The organism is Hymenobacter sp. BRD67 (genome assembly GCF_013256425.1).
In the GTDB taxonomy this organism is placed as follows: domain Bacteria; phylum Bacteroidota; class Bacteroidia; order Cytophagales; family Hymenobacteraceae; genus Hymenobacter.
The window spans coordinates 3,723,707-3,741,894 of record NZ_CP053904.1; the positions used below are offsets into that span (position 1 = coordinate 3,723,707).

General features: G+C 59.9%; 13 protein-coding genes and 2 pseudogenes. 8 read left to right on the forward strand and 7 right to left on the reverse strand.

The window, feature by feature from the left end; genetic code table 11:
• The first annotated feature begins 90 nt into the window (after positions 1-90).
• Positions 91-1,479, forward strand: a complete 1,389-nt coding sequence (locus tag GKZ67_RS17380) for a sigma-54-dependent transcriptional regulator (protein ID WP_254244905.1) — start codon at positions 91-93, stop codon at positions 1,477-1,479.
• 291 nt (positions 1,480-1,770) lie between these two features.
• Here the strand turns inward: GKZ67_RS17380 and GKZ67_RS17385 are convergent, their stop codons facing one another.
• Positions 1,771-2,151, reverse strand: a complete 381-nt coding sequence (locus GKZ67_RS17385) for a T9SS type A sorting domain-containing protein (RefSeq protein WP_173244862.1) — start codon at positions 2,149-2,151, stop codon at positions 1,771-1,773.
• Positions 2,152-2,291: 140 nt separating this feature from the next.
• On the opposite strand from GKZ67_RS17385, the gene GKZ67_RS17390 reads away from it, so the two are divergent.
• Complete coding sequence (locus tag GKZ67_RS17390) at positions 2,292-3,443, forward strand: NAD(P)/FAD-dependent oxidoreductase (protein ID WP_254244906.1); 1,152 nt, start codon at positions 2,292-2,294, stop codon at positions 3,441-3,443.
• 149 nt (positions 3,444-3,592) lie between these two features.
• Entirely contained in the window at positions 3,593-4,708 is a 1,116-nt protein-coding gene (locus GKZ67_RS17395) for a type III polyketide synthase (RefSeq protein ID WP_173244865.1), read from the forward strand.
• Positions 4,709-4,801: 93 nt separating this feature from the next.
• Here the strand turns inward: GKZ67_RS17395 and GKZ67_RS17400 are convergent, their stop codons facing one another.
• Together GKZ67_RS17400 and GKZ67_RS17405 are read right to left on the reverse strand one after the other, a co-directional pair.
• A complete protein-coding gene (locus GKZ67_RS17400) occupies positions 4,802-5,482 on the reverse strand; it encodes a DUF2625 domain-containing protein (protein WP_173244868.1) in 681 nt (226 codons plus the stop codon).
• A gap of 303 nt (positions 5,483-5,785) precedes the next feature.
• Positions 5,786-6,499, reverse strand: a complete 714-nt coding sequence (locus GKZ67_RS17405) for a methyltransferase domain-containing protein (protein ID WP_254244907.1) — start codon at positions 6,497-6,499, stop codon at positions 5,786-5,788.
• A 119-nt stretch (positions 6,500-6,618) separates the two neighbouring features.
• Here GKZ67_RS17405 and GKZ67_RS17410 point away from each other — a divergent pair, with 119 nt between their 5' ends.
• On the forward strand, positions 6,619-7,518 hold the full coding sequence (locus GKZ67_RS17410; protein ID WP_173244873.1) for an NHL repeat-containing protein: 900 nt from the start codon (positions 6,619-6,621) through the stop codon (positions 7,516-7,518).
• 8 nt (positions 7,519-7,526) lie between these two features.
• Here GKZ67_RS17410 and GKZ67_RS24780 read toward each other — a convergent pair whose 3' ends face one another.
• On the reverse strand, positions 7,527-8,243 hold the full coding sequence (locus tag GKZ67_RS24780) for a hypothetical protein (protein ID WP_317172177.1): 717 nt from the start codon (positions 8,241-8,243) through the stop codon (positions 7,527-7,529).
• Positions 8,210-8,740, reverse strand: a complete 531-nt coding sequence (locus GKZ67_RS24785) for a hypothetical protein (RefSeq protein ID WP_317172178.1) — start codon at positions 8,738-8,740, stop codon at positions 8,210-8,212. Before GKZ67_RS24785 ends, GKZ67_RS24780 begins: the two co-directional genes overlap by 34 nt.
• A 139-nt stretch (positions 8,741-8,879) precedes the next feature.
• Between GKZ67_RS24785 and gcvP the strand changes: the two are divergent.
• Positions 8,880-11,803: pseudogene (gene gcvP / locus GKZ67_RS17420) on the forward strand (aminomethyl-transferring glycine dehydrogenase).
• A gap of 208 nt (positions 11,804-12,011) precedes the next feature.
• Positions 12,012-12,635, forward strand: coding sequence for a DUF4136 domain-containing protein (locus GKZ67_RS17425; RefSeq protein ID WP_173244876.1), 624 nt, complete (start codon positions 12,012-12,014; stop codon positions 12,633-12,635).
• A gap of 76 nt (positions 12,636-12,711) precedes the next feature.
• Here the strand turns inward: GKZ67_RS17425 and lipA are convergent.
• Together lipA and GKZ67_RS17435 are read right to left on the reverse strand one after the other, a co-directional pair.
• Positions 12,712-13,613, reverse strand: a pseudogene (gene lipA, locus GKZ67_RS17430) (lipoyl synthase).
• Between the two features lie 74 nt (positions 13,614-13,687).
• On the reverse strand, positions 13,688-14,422 hold the full coding sequence (locus GKZ67_RS17435; RefSeq protein WP_173244879.1) for a hypothetical protein: 735 nt from the start codon (positions 14,420-14,422) through the stop codon (positions 13,688-13,690).
• Between the two features lie 193 nt (positions 14,423-14,615).
• Between GKZ67_RS17435 and GKZ67_RS17440 the strand changes: the two genes are divergently transcribed.
• Both GKZ67_RS17440 and GKZ67_RS17445 read left to right on the forward strand, forming a co-directional pair.
• A complete protein-coding gene (locus GKZ67_RS17440; RefSeq protein ID WP_173244882.1) occupies positions 14,616-15,035 on the forward strand; it encodes an OsmC family protein in 420 nt (139 codons plus the stop codon).
• A gap of 456 nt (positions 15,036-15,491) precedes the next feature.
• Positions 15,492-18,173 carry a glycoside hydrolase family 3 C-terminal domain-containing protein gene (locus tag GKZ67_RS17445; RefSeq protein WP_217278617.1) on the forward strand — a complete coding sequence of 894 codons (2,682 nt, stop codon included), beginning with the start codon at positions 15,492-15,494 and terminating at the stop codon, positions 18,171-18,173.
• Positions 18,174-18,188: the final 15 nt, after the last annotated feature.

The following is an 18,188-nucleotide window of genomic DNA, read 5'->3' on the forward strand; positions in this document are numbered from 1 at the left end:
ATCCGCAGCAGGCATGATTTATAATTTTACCAATATTTTATTGTCGCTTGAATTGCCAGTTACTGCTTTCGCATCAAATTCAACCTGCATATGAAGGCATCTGGCTCTTTTCATATTTGGCTCATTGCGCCCGACAGCAATTATATAATGCGCTTGTGCCACCGCTTGAGCCTGAATCCGGACCATGTGGTTCGGCGCTTCACAACGGTGGCACAGGCGCTGGCCTACCGGCTGCCCACCGCGGCAACACCGGGGGCGCTTATCCTGGATGGCGACGGGCCGGAAGGGATACCCCTGCGGCTGGTGCGCAAGCTCCGCGAGCGGCTGCCAACGGCTCACTGCTACATTGTGGCCAGCCAGCCTACTGTGGAAGAGAAAGCCGAGCTGCAAAGCCAGGGTATTACAAACTACCTGGCTAAAGAGCCAGGCAGCCCCGAGCAGCTGTGGCAGGCGATGACCCAGGCCCGGCACCAGCCGGCTCTCCCACCTCCAGCCACGGCCGAGCTAAGACCGGATGGCCAACTGCTGGGGCAGCACGCCAGCATCCGGCAGGTGCGCGAGCTCATTGCCAAGGCAGCCCGCACGACCATTACCGTATCGGTAACGGGTGAGACCGGCACGGGCAAAGAGCTGGTGGCGCAAGCCATTCATGCGCAATCGGCGCGGGCCGGGCAGCCTTTCGTGGCCATCAACATGACGGCTATTCCGCGCGAGCTGCTCGAAAGCGAGCTGTTTGGCCATGAGAAGGGCTCCTTTACCGGGGCAGCTACCCGGCGCATCGGCCGCTTCGAGGAAGCGAATGGCGGCACGCTTTTTCTGGACGAGATTGCCGACCTGGAGCTGGGGCTGCAAGCCAAGCTGCTGCGGGTGCTTCAGGAGCGCGCCGTGACGCGGGTTGGCGGCAGCCAGGCCATTCCGTTCGATGCCCGCTTGGTGGTAGCCACCCACCGCGACCTCGCCGCCGAGGTGCAGGCCGGGCGCTTTCGCGAAGACCTGTATTATCGCTTGCTGGGGATGCCCATCGAGCTGCCGCCGCTCCGAAGCCGGGGCCAGGATATTCTGCTGCTGGCCGAGTCGTTTGTGCAGTCATTCAGCCTATTGAATAAGCTGCCGCTGCGCTCGCTCAGCCCAGCGGCCCGCGAGCACCTGCTGAGCTATGACTTTCCGGGCAATGTGCGCGAGCTGAAAGCGATGGTAGAGCTGGCCACCGTGCTGGCCGATGGCGAGATGCTCGAACCCAGCGACATCCCGCTGCGGGTACCCTTGGGCTCGCTGGCCGGGCTGCCGGGCGCAACCGACCAGACTGCCCTGGTATTTCCTTCCCTGCGCGAGCAGACGCTGGCTATTATGCAAAGCTGCCTCAACGCGATGCAAGGCGACGTAGTAGCGGCCTCCAACCGCCTGCGGGTGGGCCGCTCGACGCTCTATCGCCTCATTCAGAGCGGGCATTTGCACCTGCCACCGGGTGCCCGTGGCTAAATGCCCGAATTTTAGTGTAACCCTCCTCGGGTTGCGTCGGTTAAAAGACTCGTAGCCCTGGCTGCTGGCCCGGACTTTTCATTTCACCTGACTTTTACCGCTATGTTTTTCTTATTTTTTGCGCTCGTAGTAGCTACTGCTCTGTTGGCCATGGATACCGCCCGCCGGGTTCGTAACATGGTAAGCCCCGCGCACGTGGCAGCCTAGGGCCCGCAGCCGGGCTCCGAAACAGAAAAAGCAGCCTGTCAGGCTGCTTTTTCTGTTCTAAACCTGCGCTATTCCTTACTCACGCTACCGGATAACCAGCTTGCAGAGCTGGCTCGAGTTATCGGCTTCGAGCTTTACGTAATAAAGCCCATTAGCAAACCGACTCAGGTCCAGAGTTTTGGTATAGCGCTCGTTGAGCTCGGTGAGCGTTTCGTGGTACATAACGGTGCCGATAACATTGAGCACGCTTACCTCTACCTTGCGGCCTTCGAGGCCACTGATGGTGAGGTGCACAATGCCCGTGCTGGGGTTCGGATAGACAACCAGAGTATGGTCGTCGAGGGCCGGACGAATAATAGCCTGATGCGCGCCAGTAATACCAATAGCCCGGGCAGGCGTAAGGCCGCCCATAATAATGCCCAGGCTGGCAACCCACAGAAAAATTAAAAGTAAGGGTTTTTTCATAATACTATCAACCTGAACACAGTAGCAGGGTAGGATAAAAGTTAACGGCGAACCTGTATTTTGGTTTCGCAAAAGTACGCCCGTCTTTGTTCTACTATACGTCTACTTATCCTAAACCGGATTTTTTTCCGGGTAAATCTGTGATTTCAACCGATTATTCTGCCGCGCACCTTACGGTGCTGCTCGTGGGCGGCGGCCTGGCCGGGCTGGCGGCGGCGCTTGACCTGGCCCGGCGCGGCCACCGCGTGGTAGTGGTAGAGCGGCGGCCGTATCCCTTTCATCGGGTGTGCGGCGAGTATGTGAGCAATGAGGTGCTGCCCTACCTGCGCCGTCTCGGGGCCGACCCGGCCGGCCTGAACCCCGCCGGGATTTGCCGGTTTGGGCTTTCGTCGCCGGCCGGGCGGCTGTTGGCCAGCCCGCTCGACCTGGGCGGCTTTGGGGTAAGCCGCTATGAGCTCGACCATTTTTTATACCAGCAGGCCCTGGCCCAGGGCGTGGAGTTTCTGTTTGCCACCGTGGCCGATGTGGCATTTGACGCGGCAGCTGACCACCACACCGTAACCCTGGCCGATGGGCGCCAGCTGCGGGCGCGGCTCGTGCTGGGCACCTACGGCAAGCGCAGTGCCCTCGACCGGCAGCTGGGCCGGCCGTTTTTTGGGCAGCGCTCGCCTTACCTCGGCGTAAAATATCACTTGCAGCTGCCCGGCTTTGCCCGCGATATAATTGAGCTCCACAACTTTCGCGACGGCTACGCTGGTATTTCGGCCATTGAGGAGGATAAGCTCTGCTTTTGCTACCTCACCACCCGCGCCAACTTAAAGGTCGCCGGCGGCACCATTGCGGCGCTTGAAAGCGAGGTGCTGGCCCGCAACCCCCGCCTGGCCGACATCTTGCATAATGCAAAAAACCTATATTCGCAGCCCGAGGTTATCAACGAGATTTCTTTCGCGCCCAAGCGGCCTGTGGAGCAACACCTGCTGATGGTAGGCGACGCGGCCGGGCTCATTACGCCGCTCTGCGGCAATGGCATGGCCATGGCGCTGCACGGCGCCGCGCTGGCCGTCCCGCTGGCCGACCGCTTTCTGCGCGGCCAGCTGCCGCGCCCGGCGCTGGAAGCTACTTATGCCCGCGCGTGGCAGCAGCAATTTGGCACCCGGCTACGCGTGGGGCGGGCGGTGCAGCATCTGTTTGGTGGCCCGGTGCTGAGCGAGCTGGTAGTAGGGGGCCTGCGGCACTGGCCCGCGGCCGTACGCACGCTAATGCGGCAGACCCACGGTAAGCCCTTCTCCTAAACCCGACCTGGACCCGCCCGTAAAGCGGAGCGCTCCAAATACGCCTGGTAATCGTACGTAGGCGGCCAAGCATATCAACAGTGAAATTCCCTCAGCCCAATTGGGGCCGTGCTACCAGTGCGTAAACTTGCGTTTCTAACCTCCCCCTAATGCCCAGCTACCTGGGTGCCATTGGCACCGCTACACCCGCCCACCGCCTCGCCCAGCCAACCATAGCCGATTTTATGGCCGAGGCCCTGGCATTGGATGCGAGCGGCACCCGCAAGCTGCGGGCGCTGTACCGGGTGTCGGGCATCGAGCATCGCCACTCGGTACTGGCCGACTACGGCCGGGCCAACGGCGACTACGACTTTTTTCCGAATACGCCAGGCCTGGAGCCTTTTCCGAGCGTGAGCCAGCGCATGGCTGCCTACCGGCGCGAGGCGCTGCCGCTGGCCCTGGCCGCCGCTGAAGCTTCTTTGCGCCAGGCGCCTGGCGTGAAGGCCGCCAGCCTGACGCACCTCATTACGGTCAGCTGCACCGGCATGTACGCGCCTGGCCTGGATATCGAGCTGGTGGCGGCGCTGGGCCTGCCGGCTTCCGTGCGCCGCACCTGCGTCAACTTCATGGGCTGCTACGCGGCCGTCAATGCGCTGCGCCTCGCCGATAGCATCTGCCGGGCCGACCCGGCCGCCCGCGTGCTGGTAGTGAGCGTGGAGCTATGCACCCTGCATTTCCAGAAAAGCCACGAAGAAGACCACCTGGTTAGCAACGCGCTCTTTGCCGACGGAGCGGCGGCCTGCCTGGTGCTGGGCCAACCGCTGCCCGGCCCCGCGCCCTGCCTGGCTTTCCGGGCCTTTCACTGCGGCCTTGCGCCCGAAGGCACCAAGGATATGGCCTGGCACATCGGCGACTTCGGCTTTGAGATGACGCTCTCCGGCTACGTACCGGCGCTGATTCAGCGCGGTATCGGGCAGCTCACGGCCGATTTATTGCAGGACCTGCCGGTGCGGCGTGAGGATATTCGCCACTTCGCCCTGCACCCCGGCGGACGTAAGATTCTGGAAGCCATCGAACAGGCGCTGCACCTGAGCAAGCACGACAACCGCTACGCCTACCAGGTGCTGCGCGACTACGGCAACATGTCGTCGGCCACGGTGCTCTTTGTGCTGCGCGAGCTGTTGGCCGCCGCTACGCCCGCCGATAACGGGGCGCCCGTGCTCAGCTGCGCCTTCGGGCCGGGGCTGACGATGGAGGCCATGCTGCTACAAATCAGCTACGAGTAGGGATATATATTAAAATAAATTTCTTATTATATATTTACCATTAACATTAAGGGGTGAGCAGTCATCGTTCATGGAACGTAAAAAAAGTTGAAATTATCGGGACCCTTCCGCTTGACGCTGCATATACTGTCCAAAGGTCCACAACTCCTTAATAGGCACAATGCCCCGCTTGTCCTTAGCCACGTTTTCCCCTTCTTCTGTGAACAGGAACGGGTAACAAGCCAATCCCTGAGCACCAGTTAGAGCGCTGACTTCTTGCTCCCACCCCTTCCAGCGAAGATTGCGGTAAAACGCCTGCAAATTCCCCGAAAAGCAAAAGCTTAGAAATTCCGAGTAGGTTTTATTCGTGGCTTGCCACTGCAACTTATCGGGAGCAAAATAAAAAACCTTGCCCAGAGATTCTTGGCCAAATGCGCCTCCATTAAGGGCGTAAAAACCTCCTAACACGTCGTCCGCAATCAATAGCATACCAGTAGGCTTGCCTTGATTCCATCCCATAATGGTGCGGTTAAGCATTGGGCTACCAGAACCTAACACCCGTAGCCAACCTCCATCAATGAGCAACCCTCCTGTTTCATAAATAATAGCTCCCATGGGAGACCTGGTGGTGACTTGGGCAGCCAGCAAGGTACTATCGGCCCGAGCAGGTGTCTTTGGTAAGACCTGCACCTTATTCTTAGCCTCGCGAATCCACTGGCTCACAAATTGCCAGGCCGGCTCTTGGCTGTTAATCAGCTCAGCTAACGCCCGTGTGGGTGGAGTTTGTGCGTGCAAAGCAGTATGCTAATCAATACAACGAGGATGCTAAGGCAGTGATTAATTGAGCGTAGATGAGCGGAATATGTGTTGCTTAACACAAGGTTTCCTACCAATTTTTGTAAGCAGAAAAGACCGGCAAGCTTACCTATTAGAATCATGAATAATATACGCTGTGTTATAAGCAAGGATTTAGTAAGAGTAGCGTCTATTCACTACTATTTTAATAGTATCTATTATGTCAAGCGATTTTACCCAGGGCCAACTACCTCTATCATCTTGGCTGCCTGAGCAAAACTACTCCCCAAGCTCTGCATTGGCCTAACTATTTTCGGCAAAAATCACCACCTGCCAGCGAAAGGCCCAGCACCAGCGTAGCTCATACCGCTCAACACCAGCCAGAGCCAGCAGCCGCTGCCAATCCTGGCGCGAGAAGGCGCGGGCTACGGAGAGGGGCGCGTCGTACTGCACCAGGCGCGAGCCGCCCAATAGCCTGGTTAGCAGCTTAATGCTATAATAGGCCAGCGGGTGGCGGTGCAAATCGTTGATAACAACGGCCAGCCCGGCCTGCTGCTGCCAGCTGCGCAGCAGCCCTACCAGCTCGGCATCGGTGAAATGGTGGCAGAACAGGCTGGCCGTGAGAATATCATAGTCCTGCGCGGTGAATTGGGGCGATAATATATCGAAATTACTATACGATATCTCGGGGTAGGCAGCGCTCTTTTGCGCAGCGTAGTCGAGCATAAAGTCGTTGGCGTCGATGCCAGTAAGCTCGACGGGCACCTGCCGGCGGCGGGCCCAGCGGGCTATGTGGCGCAGGGTATCGCCCCCGCCGCTGCCCAGGTCGGCCAGGCGCAGGGGGCGGCCGGCGGGGAAGCGAGGCCGTAGCCGCGCCAGCGCCCCCAGCACCGGCTGGTAGCCACCCAGCCAGGTATTGATAGTTTCCAGCTCGTCGAGGTTTTGCCGTAGCTCTTCGGTAGCCAGGGTCAGGTCATCCATCAGCTCGGGAGCGGTGGAGCGGGAGGTCAGGTTCATAAAAAAGCGGCATGAAACGCAGAAGGTTTCACCTTATTGTACTAAAGTGGTAAATAATAGCAAATTGAATGGAACGTTCAGTATCTTTGGAGTGGTTACTTGCTCATCCTTTCCTGACTATGAAGACGTCCTTACTCATGAGTGCCCTACTGGCAGCGGGCCTGACCGCCAGCCGGCCAGCGGCACCGCCATCGTTCAGCTACCCCGACGGGGTAGCTGTCGATGCGGCGGGCAATGTGTACGTAGTCGATACCGACAACGGCGCCGTGCAAAAGGTAAGCCCGACCGGGGAAGTATCGCTCGTAGTCAATACCAATCTTTCTTACCCGACCGGCGTGGCCGTGGGCACCACCGGTCTTGTGTACGTGGCCGATGCCGGCAGCCACAGCATTAAGCAGGTAAGTGCCACCGGGAAGGTAACAACGCTGGTACAGAGCCATAGCCTAGTGTATCCGGCCGCCGTGGCCGTCGATGCCGAAGGCAATGTATACGTGGCCGACACCGGGGCAGCGCCTAATACCGGCTCGGTGCAAAAAATAACATCGCGTGGGATAATCAGCACGCTGGCCAGTGGCCTCAACAAGCCTGCTGGCATTGCCGTGAGCGCTCACGGCACCGTATATGTAGCGGATACTGATAATAATACTATTCGGGAAATCAGCCTTACCGGCCAGGTTAATCTGCTGGCCGATGACTTTAACCACCCGCGCGGCTTGGCGGTAGAAGCCGATGGCGGGGTACTGGTAGCTGACACCTACAGCAACTGCATCCGGCGGGTGAGCCCGACCGGCGAGGTAACGCTGCTGGCCGAAGGCTTTAAGTTTCCGGCCGGCGTGGCTACCGATGGGACGGGGGCCGTATATGTGACGGATACCGGCAGTGGCACGCTGCGTAAAATCAGCCCAACCGGGCAGGTATCTACGCTGGCTAACACTCCAACAGCCACCAACTCGGCCGATACTGCGGTTATCGACTCGGTTAGAAACCCCAAGGTAATCGGGTCGGCCGCCAAGCAATAACAACGGTTTTATGCTACATAGTCGCGTAGGTAAGCGAAGCGCGGGCACAGCTGCCCCGCCTCGGCAATAGTGGCGCGGGCCAGCACGCCGGCCGGGTCGCCGCTCATAAGTGGCGGCAGCGCCTGGACGAGCAGCTGGCGGCTGAAATCGCGGCTGGCATTGCGCGGCAGCTCGCAGGGCAGGTTATCGACGGCCATGAGGGTAATATTATCGGCGCGCGAATACGGGGCTTCCAGCTCCCCGGTAGCGGGGTTATAGTCGAAAGCCGGCTCTTCGATAGTGCTGCTGCGCTTGGTAAGCGGAATGGAGCCATTCACATCACAGGTCACGTCAGCAATAGTATTCAGCTTAAAGTCAGGCTGCCGGGTATCGGCCTCAGCAAATAAGCGCGGCGCGGCCGGGTGCCAGTACGCGCAGGCAATGAGCAGGTCGGTAACCGGGATGAACTTCGCAAACGCCGATTCGTAGGCGGCGGGCTCGTGGTGAAAATTGGCCGTGTCCCATACCCGGCCGTCGCGGCGGCGGTTGTAGTCGGAGCTGCACAGCTGGGTATACACCGGCTCGCTAAAATCGAGGTATAGGTAGTCATACACGCTCACGCGCCGGATTCCCATGCGGCCTAGCACCTCCACCGCGCCCTGCCCCACACGGCCAGTGCCGGTTACGGCTATCTTGATGGGCGGCAGGTGTTTCACCTTAAAAAATTCCTCCTCCATATCCTCCATATCGACGCACTGCCAGGCTGGCTTAAGCTGGTAGAGCCCGTGCTTGCGGCCGTAGGTAAGCAGGCCGTTATACGCCCCACAATGCCCGCCCAGTGCCCGAAAGCCACTACGCGCTCGCCGGCTGCGTTAGTCAGCAGCTCATAATCAATCAGGGTAATGTTTTTGTTAAGAACAGCTTGCAGCAATTCGCGGTTGCGGGGCTGCTTTTTGATGGTATGCGAAAAGAAAAGATAGGCTTTATTGGCAATCAGCTCCGATACGGGCACCTCTTTTACACCGAGCAATACATCGCAGCCCGCCATATCCTCGCTGACCTCGATGCCCAGGTCGCGGTACTCCTGGTCGGCGAAGGCGCGGTGCGGGCTGGGTTGCACCCGCACCCGCAGGCCGGGGTAGGTGTCTTGCAGCTCCACGCATTTTTTGGGGGTGAGCGCCACGCGGCGGTCGGGCGGCGTACGGCCTTCGCGCAGCAGGCCAAGGAGGGTGGGAAAAGGCATAAGATGGGTTGTCATTTGCGAGCGCAGCAATGACAGAATAGGTAGGTTTGGCTCAAAAGTACGCTCCCTCCCCGACCAAACCGGGCTTACCTTTGTTAAGGAAAAAGTTGCTTTCTTCTCCCCTCCCCAGCCCACGTTTATGTCGTTTAGATTCAAGCCCGCCGACGTGTTTGAAACCCGCCACAACGCCCCCAGCCACGCCGACCAGCAAGCCATGCTGCAAGCCATTGGGGCCGAGTCGATGGCCCAGCTCATCGCCGAAACGGTGCCGCCCGCCATTCGCCTGTCGCAGGCGCTGGCCCTGCCTCCGGCCCTGACCGAGCGCCAGTTTCTGAAGCGCTTCAAGCAGATTGCCGGGCAAAACAAGGTTTTCAAGAGCTACATCGGCCTGGGCTACCACGACACCACGCTACCGCCGGTTATTCAGCGCAATATTCTGGAAAACCCAGGCTGGTACACCGCCTATACCCCCTACCAGGCGGAGATTGCCCAGGGCCGCCTCGAAGCGCTCATCAATTATCAGACCCTGATAATCGACCTCACCGGCCTGCCCATTGCCAACGCCAGCCTGCTCGACGAGGCCACGGCCGCCGCCGAGGCGCTGCACATGCTGCACTCGCAAACCAAAAAGAAGAATGCCAGCAAGTTTTTCGTGTCGGAGCAGGTGCTGCCCCAGACCATCGATGTGCTGCGCACCCGCGCCACCCCGCTGGGCATTGAGCTGGTAGTGGGCGACCACCGCACCGCCGACCTGAGCGACGAGGCACTGTTTGGCGCCATTGTGCAGTATCCGGGAGCCAACGGGACGATTTTCGACTACCAGGAATTTATCGACACGGCGCACCAGCACGACCTGTTTGTGGTGATGGCCGCCGATTTGCTGGCCCTCACGCTCCTTACGTCGCCCGGCGAGCTGGGCGCCGATGTGTGCGTGGGCTCGTCGCAGCGCTTTGGCGTGCCGATGGGCTTTGGCGGGCCGCACGCGGGCTTTTTCTCGTGCAAAGACCAGTTTAAGCGCGTCATTCCGGGCCGTATTATCGGCCAGAGCGTGGACGCGGCCGGCAACAAAGCCTACCGCATGGCCCTGCAAACCCGCGAGCAGCACATCCGGCGTGAAAAAGCAACGAGCAACATCTGCACCGCGCAGGTGCTGCTGAGCGTGCTGGCCGGCATGTTTGCCGTGTACCACGGGCCGAAAGGCATCCGGCAGTTTGCCGTAAACACCCACCTCTTTACCCAGATTCTCGAAGCCGAGCTGAAAGCCCTGGGCGTAGAGCAGCTGAATGCCAACTACTTCGACACGCTGAGCCTGCGCCTCGAAAGCCACGAGCTGCAGCAGGCCCTGAAGACGGAGGCCGAGGCCGCCGGCCTCAACTTCCGTTACTACGAGGACACGCTGGTCGGCATCAGCCTGCACCAGAACGTGGAGTTTGACGACGTGTGCGACATCGTGGACGTATTTGCCAAGGTACTGGGCAAGGAAGTGTACACCACTGCCGCCCCCACCCTCGAAGCCGAGCTGACGCTGAGCTGGCCCGAGCGCCTCCAGCGCACCAGCGAGTACCTGACGCATCCCGTCTTCAACTCGCACCACGCCGAGCATGAGATGCTGCGCTACATGAAGCACCTTGAAAACAAGGACCTGAGCCTCGCGCACAGCATGATTCCGCTGGGCTCGTGCACCATGAAGCTCAACGCCACGGCCGAGATGATACCCGTAACCTGGCCCGAAATCGGCCAGCTGCATCCCTTTGCGCCGGCCGACCAGACCCTGGGCTACCAGCAGATTATCAAAGACCTGCAAGCCTGGCTGTGTGAGGTCACCGGCTTCGCGGCCGTTAGCCTTCAGCCCAACTCGGGTGCCCAGGGCGAATATGCGGGCCTGCTGGCCATCCGGGGCTACCACGAAGGCCGGGGCGACACGCACCGCACGGTGGCGCTCATTCCGGCTTCGGCCCACGGCACCAACCCCGCTTCGGCCGTCATGGCCGGTATGCAGGTAATAGTGGTGAAAAGCACTGAAGACGGCAACATCGACGTGGCCGACCTGCGCGCCAAAGCCGAGCAGTACGCCGACCGCCTCTCGTGCCTCATGGTGACGTACCCGAGCACGCACGGCGTGTATGAGGAAACGATTATCGAAATCTGCGCGCTCATTCACCAGCACGGCGGCCGCGTGTATATGGACGGCGCCAACATGAATGCCCAGGTAGGCCTCACCTCGCCCGCCGCCATCGGGCCGATGTGTGCCACCTTAATCTGCACAAGACGTTCTGCATTCCGCACGGCGGCGGCGGCCCCGGCGTGGGCCCCATCGGCGTGGTAGCCGACCTCATTCCCTACCTGCCCGGCCACGCGGTGGTGCCGGTTGAGGGCCGTAACCACGGGGCCGTATCGGCCGCGCCCTACGGCTCGGCCAGTATATTGCCAATTTCATATGCTTACATCTCGATGATGGGCGGCGATGGCATTACGCGGGCTACCGAGCTGGCTATTCTGAATGCTAACTACATCAAGGCCCGCCTGGAGGAGCACTACCCCGTGCTGTACACCGGCCACCAGGGTCGCTGTGCCCACGAGATGATTCTGGACTGCCGCCACTTCAAGAAGGCGGGCATTGAGGTCGAAGACATTGCTAAGCGCCTGATGGACTACGGCTTCCACGCGCCCACGGTAAGCTTCCCGGTAGCGGGCACGCTCATGGTGGAGCCCACCGAAAGCGAGAGCAAGCAGGAGCTGGACCGCTTTTGCGAGGCCATGATTTCGATTCGCAAGGAAATTGCCGAGGTCGAAGCCGGCCGCGCCGACCAGAAGGAAAACGTGCTCAAGCACGCGCCCCACACGGCCGCCGTGGTGCTCACCGAGGCCTGGACGCGCCCCTACACCCGCGAGCAGGCCGTGTACCCGCTGCCCTACGTGCGCCTGGCCAAGTTCTGGCCCAGCGTGAGCCGCATCGACTCGGCCTACGGCGACCGCAACCTCATTTGCAGCTGCACGCCCATGGAAGAATACGCCGACGAAGCCGAGCAGCTGGTAGCCACCGACAAAGGCCCATCGTATTAATCGCGGGTAAAACGGGTAGACCCCGGTTTTACATTTTCTAAAAACGCCAGTCTAAGCACGCGAAAAGTGTTTGGACTGGCGTTTTGGGTGTTGGGCGATTAGCTAAGCAAACTAGTCGGCTTGCCTACCAAATTTGGAACATTGGCGCAATGGCCGACGTTAATCAGCTACCTCCCGCAATGGGTCTTATTCCTTAGTTTATAACATTATGAACCGCATCACTCGTTTTCTGGCCCGGCCGACTGCACTCGCGGCAACGGGCCTGGCGCTGGCCCTCGGGCTGGGCTCCTGCGCTACAACTGCCAACGTTGGCGTGACCAGCGACTTCGACCACGCCGTTAATTTCCGCAACTACCATACCTGGGCCTGGTACCCCAAGCAGGCGAATGACACGGAAGGCGGCCCGGCCAAAGGGTACGAGTCGTTTACCGACCAGCGTATCCGCGATGCCGTGAGCAAAGACCTCACCGCCAAGGGCCTGACCGAAACTACCAGCAACCCCGATGTGTACGTGGCCTATAGCGTGCGCGTGGAAAACAAGCAGCAGGTATCGGGCTATCCGTATGGTGGTGGCTACGGCTACCCCTACTATGGCTATGGCTACGGCGGCTTTGGCGGTTACCCCTACGGCGGGGGCGCGTATAACTACAAGGCCGGCACGGTTATCATCGACATCGTGGATGCCCGCCGCAAGGAGCTTGCCTGGCGCGGCACCGGCCAGGCGCAGCTCAACCAGAACAGCATCTCGGAAGAGGAAACCTATCGCATCGTCAACAGCGTGCTGGGCAACTATCCGCCCACCGATGTGCGCCGCCCGGCGGCCGTTCGCTAAGCAGTCAACCTAGCAAAAGCAAAGAAAGCCCCGTCGAATGACGGGGCTTTCTTTGCTTTTGCAGGACTACGGCCCGTTAAACCGGCACGTTGACGTGGCGCTCGGCGTGGTACGACGAGCGTACCAGCGGGCCGCTTTCCACGTACTTCAGGCCGCGCCGCAGGCCCTCTTCCTTGTATTGCGCAAATACTTCGGGGTGGATAAACTCGGCTACTTCGAGGTGGCGCTTGGTGGGCTGAAGGTACTGGCCGAGGGTAAGAATGTCGAGGCCGTTGGCCACGAGGTCGTCCATAGCCTGGTGTACCTCATCGGCTTTTTCGCCCAGGCCCAGCATAATACCCGACTTGGTGCGGTGCCCGGCCAGTTTGGTACGCCGGATTTGCTCCAGCGAGCGGTCGTACTTGGCCTGGGGGCGTACCAGGCGGTAGAGGCTGCCTACGGTTTCCATGTTGTGCGAAATCACTTCCTGGCCACCCGAAATCATGACGTCGAGGGCATCCCAGTTGGCTTTCACATCGGGAATAAGCGTTTCGATGGTGGTTTCGGGGCTCAGCTGCTTGGTGAAGACGACGGTATCGCGCCACACGCTGGCCCCGCGGTCTTTCAGCTCGTCGCGGTTTACGGAGGTCAGCACGGCGTGCTTCACTTTCATGAGGGCAATAGCTTGGGCTACGCGGCGGGGCTCATCGAGGTCGAGCTCAGTGGGGCGGCCGGTGGCTACGGCGCAAAACGAGCACGAGCGCGTGCACACATTACCCAGAATCATAAACGTGGCCGTGCCCGCGCCCCAGCACTCGCCCATGTTGGGGCAGTTGCCCGACTCACATATCGTATGCAGCTTATGCTCATCTACCAGCTTGCGCACGGCGGCGTAGTCGGGCCAATGGGCAGCTTTACCCGCAGCCAGTCGGGCTTGCGCGGGCGGGCCGGCGCCACGGGCGCAAGCGGTTCGGCCTGAATAATGGGCAGAGAGAGCAGCAGGGTATCCATACAGTAAAGTTAACTGAGAATTCAGGAAGAAGCCGGCCAGACCAGGCCAGCGCTCACTAGCTTCAGTTCCGGTGGCCCAGGTACAGCGTCAGGTAAACGGAGGGAAAAAACTGGCTGTTGAGCGTGCTGGGGTCTACCAGCGGCGGCGTCAGAATAGTCATGCGCTGGGTAAAGCCTTCTATCAGAAACCCCACCTCGGCTCCGGCCACCGCATCGCGGTAGCGCCCATACTCAAAGCTCAGAGCGCCCCGCAGGTGTGCCCCCGGCACAATCTTGGTTTGGCCAATGCCGCTGAAGAGCGGGGCCCGGTCGTATATCCAGCGGCCGTTGTCGGCTTCGTGCTTAGCCGGGTCGTAGGGCTCATCGGTAAGCACATCATTTACGCCATAGCTGCCGTTGCGCTTCGCATCGTAGTCGTAGCTAATCACATACGGCATGAGCAGCCCCAGCGAGGGGCCGGCGCTCAGCAGCCCGTTTACCTGCACGCCGGCATCGGCAGCCTTACGAAACAGAATGCGCTGGATGCCCACCGAAGGCCGCAGCACAAAGGCGTAGTTGGCCTTGAAGCGCTTAAAGCTGCCACCGGTTTCGCCATTGGTATAATTTTCTTCCTTAGGGTTTTTCAGCGATACGCCTTCCAGGCTCCAGAAGCGCAGCCAGCGCTCGTCGAGCACCCGGGCCACGCGCACACTCACGCCGCCAATAAGGCCACCCTGGGTATTAAAATTTATTCCGTATATAGTTTCTTTTTTATATGATTGCTCATCGGAGGGCATGGTTTGTGGAGCAGCCTCCATAGCAGGCCCGCGGGTGGAGGCGTAGTGGTGGCCGGCGCCTGGGCGTGAGCCTGGCGAGCCCAGGCGGTACCGAGCGCCAGGCAAGCAGCGGCAATGACGTGCGTCTTCTTGTTCATAGAGGAATCAAAAATACCTTGTGGGGCAGCATTCGCCACCATGCGCTTTGCTAACGCTGCCGGGGTAGCTTTGTAGTATGAGCACGTCCCACACCACCGCTACCGCCCGCTACGAGGGCCACCTGCGCACCGAAGCTACGCATACTGCTTCGGGCACCGTTATCCAAACCGATGCCCCGGTTGATAACCACGGGCGCGGCGAAGCGTTTTCGCCGACCGACCTCGTAGGTACTGCCCTGGGCACTTGCATTCTGACAACCATGGCTATCGTAGCCGAGCGCCATCAGCTAAACCTGGTAGGTAGTTCGTTTAAGATGGAAAAAATTATGAGCCCTGAGCCGCCGCGCCGCATTGCGCAGCTCACTGTTGAGCTGCACCTGCCCGCTGCCCTCAGCCCCGCCGACCGTACCCTGATGGAGCGGACGGCGCACACCTGCCCGGTGGCCCTGAGCCTGAACCCGGAAATACGGCAAGAGGTTCGGTTTGTGTACGAGTAACTGGTTAATAGTTAATGATTAAAGATGAATGATTCGTGATTTCCGCGCCTTGCCCGGCAGAGAAGTCACGTATCACTCCTGCCTGCTTAACCCGGCGCAACAAAACCGGCACCCCACCTCACGGGCCGGCACTTCACCGCCGTCGCGCCCGCACTATACTCGCCGAGCGCTTTTGCCCCAACCCACGGGCAAAGCACCGGGGCTTTCAGCCGCTACTGCGCGGCCCGCCTGGCCGGCGGGCCGCGCTTTTTTGGGCCTTATCTCACTTGCTACGTACGACCAGCCGGGCATTTACTACAATTCCAATGTTATCAGCTATCACAATCGTTTTCGCATTGGATTAGGGCATTTAATTAACATACAATTAGTTGCAAACAGGAGTTTCGCCTTACTTTTAGTCGTATCCCGGCTGGCTCCGAGCTTATGCGGGTGTTTGTTTTTGCTTTTTTCACCCGCATGAAACTACCCCACGCCCTTCTCGGCCTGCTCTTGCTCACGGGCAGTGGTACGCTGCTGCCGGCAGTCCCTTCGATGGTGCTACTACCTGCCCGATCCGCCGAATTTCCGTTTCAAAACCCCGACCTGCCTATCGACCAGCGGGTTGATGACCTGGTGGGCCGCCTCACGCTGCCCGAAAAGGTATCGCAGATGCTGAATAATTCGCCGGCTATCGACCGCCTGGGCATTCCGGCCTACAACTGGTGGAACGAAGCGCTGCACGGCGTGGCCCGCACGAGTATGAAAACGACGGTGTTTCCCCAGGCCATCGGCATGGCGGCTACCTTCGACAAGGACGCGATGCTGACCATGGCAACTATCACTTCGGATGAGGCGCGGGCCGTGCACCAGGAGTACGTGCGGCGCGGTGAGCGCGGTATCTACCAGGGCCTTACCTTCTGGACGCCCAACATCAACATCTTCCGTGACCCGCGCTGGGGCCGGGGCCAGGAAACCTACGGCGAAGACCCCTACCTGACCGGCCAGCTGGGCTCGGCGCTGGTGAAAGGCTTTCAGGGCGACGACCCGAAGTACCTGAAAGTCACGGCCTGTGCCAAGCACTTTGCCGTGCACAGCGGCCCCGAGCAGCTGCGCCACGTATTTGATGCCCAAATCAGCGACTATGACCTCTGGGACACGTACCTGCCGGCTTTTCGCGACCTGATTGTGGATGCCAGGGTGGCCGGCGTGATGTGCGCCTACAATGCCTACGCCGGGCAGCCGTGCTGCGGCAGCGACATTCTGATGACCAACATTTTATATAAAAAATGGCAGTTTAAAGGCTACGTCACCTCCGACTGCGACGGGCTCAACGACTTCTGGCAGCACCACAAAACCGACCCCGACGCGGCGACTGCCGCCGCCAACGCCGTATTGCACGGCACTGATATTGAGTGTGCTACAGGAAAGTTATTCACTTATAACTCGCTACTCGAATCGGTGCAGAAGAAGCTTATTACCGAGGAGCAGCTGAATGTATCGGTGAAGCGGCTCTACAAAATTAGGTTTCAGCTGGGTATGTTCGACCCGGTAGAGCGCGTCAGGTACGCTCAGATTCCGATGAGTGTGGTCGAGAGCGCGCCGCACCAAGCCCACGCCCTGAAGATGGCCCGCGAGTCGGTGGTGCTGCTCAAGAATGACAACCACACGCTGCCGCTGCGCAAAGACCTCAAGAAAATAGCCGTGCTTGGCCCCAACGCCAACAACGAAAGCGTGCAGCTCGGTAACTATAATGGGTTCCCCACCCACCTCGTAACCCCGCTCGAAGGCATCATAAACAAGCTAGGCAAGAATACGGAAGTGACATACATACAAGGCGTTGACTACGCCAGCAGCACCGTGTATGAGCCGCTGAATATTAACCAAAGCCTATCTTATAACGGGCAGCCGGGCTTTCAGGCCGAATACTTCAAAAACCCCAACCTGGAAGGCCCGCCCGTAGTCACCCAGCAGGAAGCCGGCCTCGACCGCTACCTGGCCAACGCCAAACTGGAGATTGTGAAGGGCCTGCCGGCCGAGAATATCTCGGCGCGCTACCTCACCACCTTCACCCCCGAAAAAACCGAGGAGCTGGCCCTGCAAATAACCGGCGACGACGGCTACCGCTTGTTTATCGATGGTAAGCTGGTAATGGATGCCTGGAATGGCCACGGGGTGTCGACCAACCAGTACGTGCTCTCCGTGACGGCTGGCAAGGCCTTGGCTATCAAGCTGGAGTACGTGCAGAACGTGAGCCGCAGCATTCTCAGGTTCACGGGCGCGCACGTGGTGCCGATGAACGCGGCCAACATCCTGGCCCTGGTAAAAGATGCCGATGCCATCGTGTTCGTGGGCGGTATCTCGCCCCGGCTCGAAGGCGAGGAAATGAAGGTGGATGTGCCCGGCTTCAGCGGCGGCGACCGCACCAGCATTGCGTTGCCCAGGGTTCAAACCGACCTTCTTAAAGTGCTGCATACCACGGGCAAGCCGGTCGTATTCGTCATGATGACGGGCAGCGCCCTTGCCACGCCTTGGGAGTCGGCCAATCTGCCGGCCATCGTCAATTGCTGGTACGGTGGGCAGGCCGCCGGTACCGCGCTGGCCGACGTACTGTTTGGCGATTATAACCCCGCCGGCCGCCTGCCAGTGACGTTTTATAAGTCGGAAACCCAGCTACCGGCCTTCAACAACTACAGCATGGAAGGCCGCACCTACCGCTATTTCAAGGGCGTGCCGCTCTACCCTTTCGGCTACGGACTGAGCTACACCTCGTTTAAATATAGTAAATTAATTATATTATCCAAGCCCCGGACCGGGCAGCCCATCGTGCTAAGCGTAGAGGTGCAGAACACAGGCCCGCGCGCCGGCGACGAGGTGGTGCAGCTGTACGTGCGGCACCCGGCAGGACAGGGCCGCACGGCGCTGCACGCCTTGCAAGGTTTCCGGCGCGTAAGTCTGGCTCCCGGCCAAACCCAGACGGTGCAGTTTACGCTGACGCCGCGGCAACTTTCGCGGCTCAATGCCCAGGCTCAGCGCGTCGAGCTGGCCGGGCAGGTGCAGGTTTTTGTGGGCGGCGGCCAGCCGCTGGCCGCTGAGGTGGCTGCTGGCAAAGTACTGAAAGCCAGCATAGCGCTGACTGGCCAGCGCGTGGCGCTGGACTAAAGGCGTAGTGGGCAA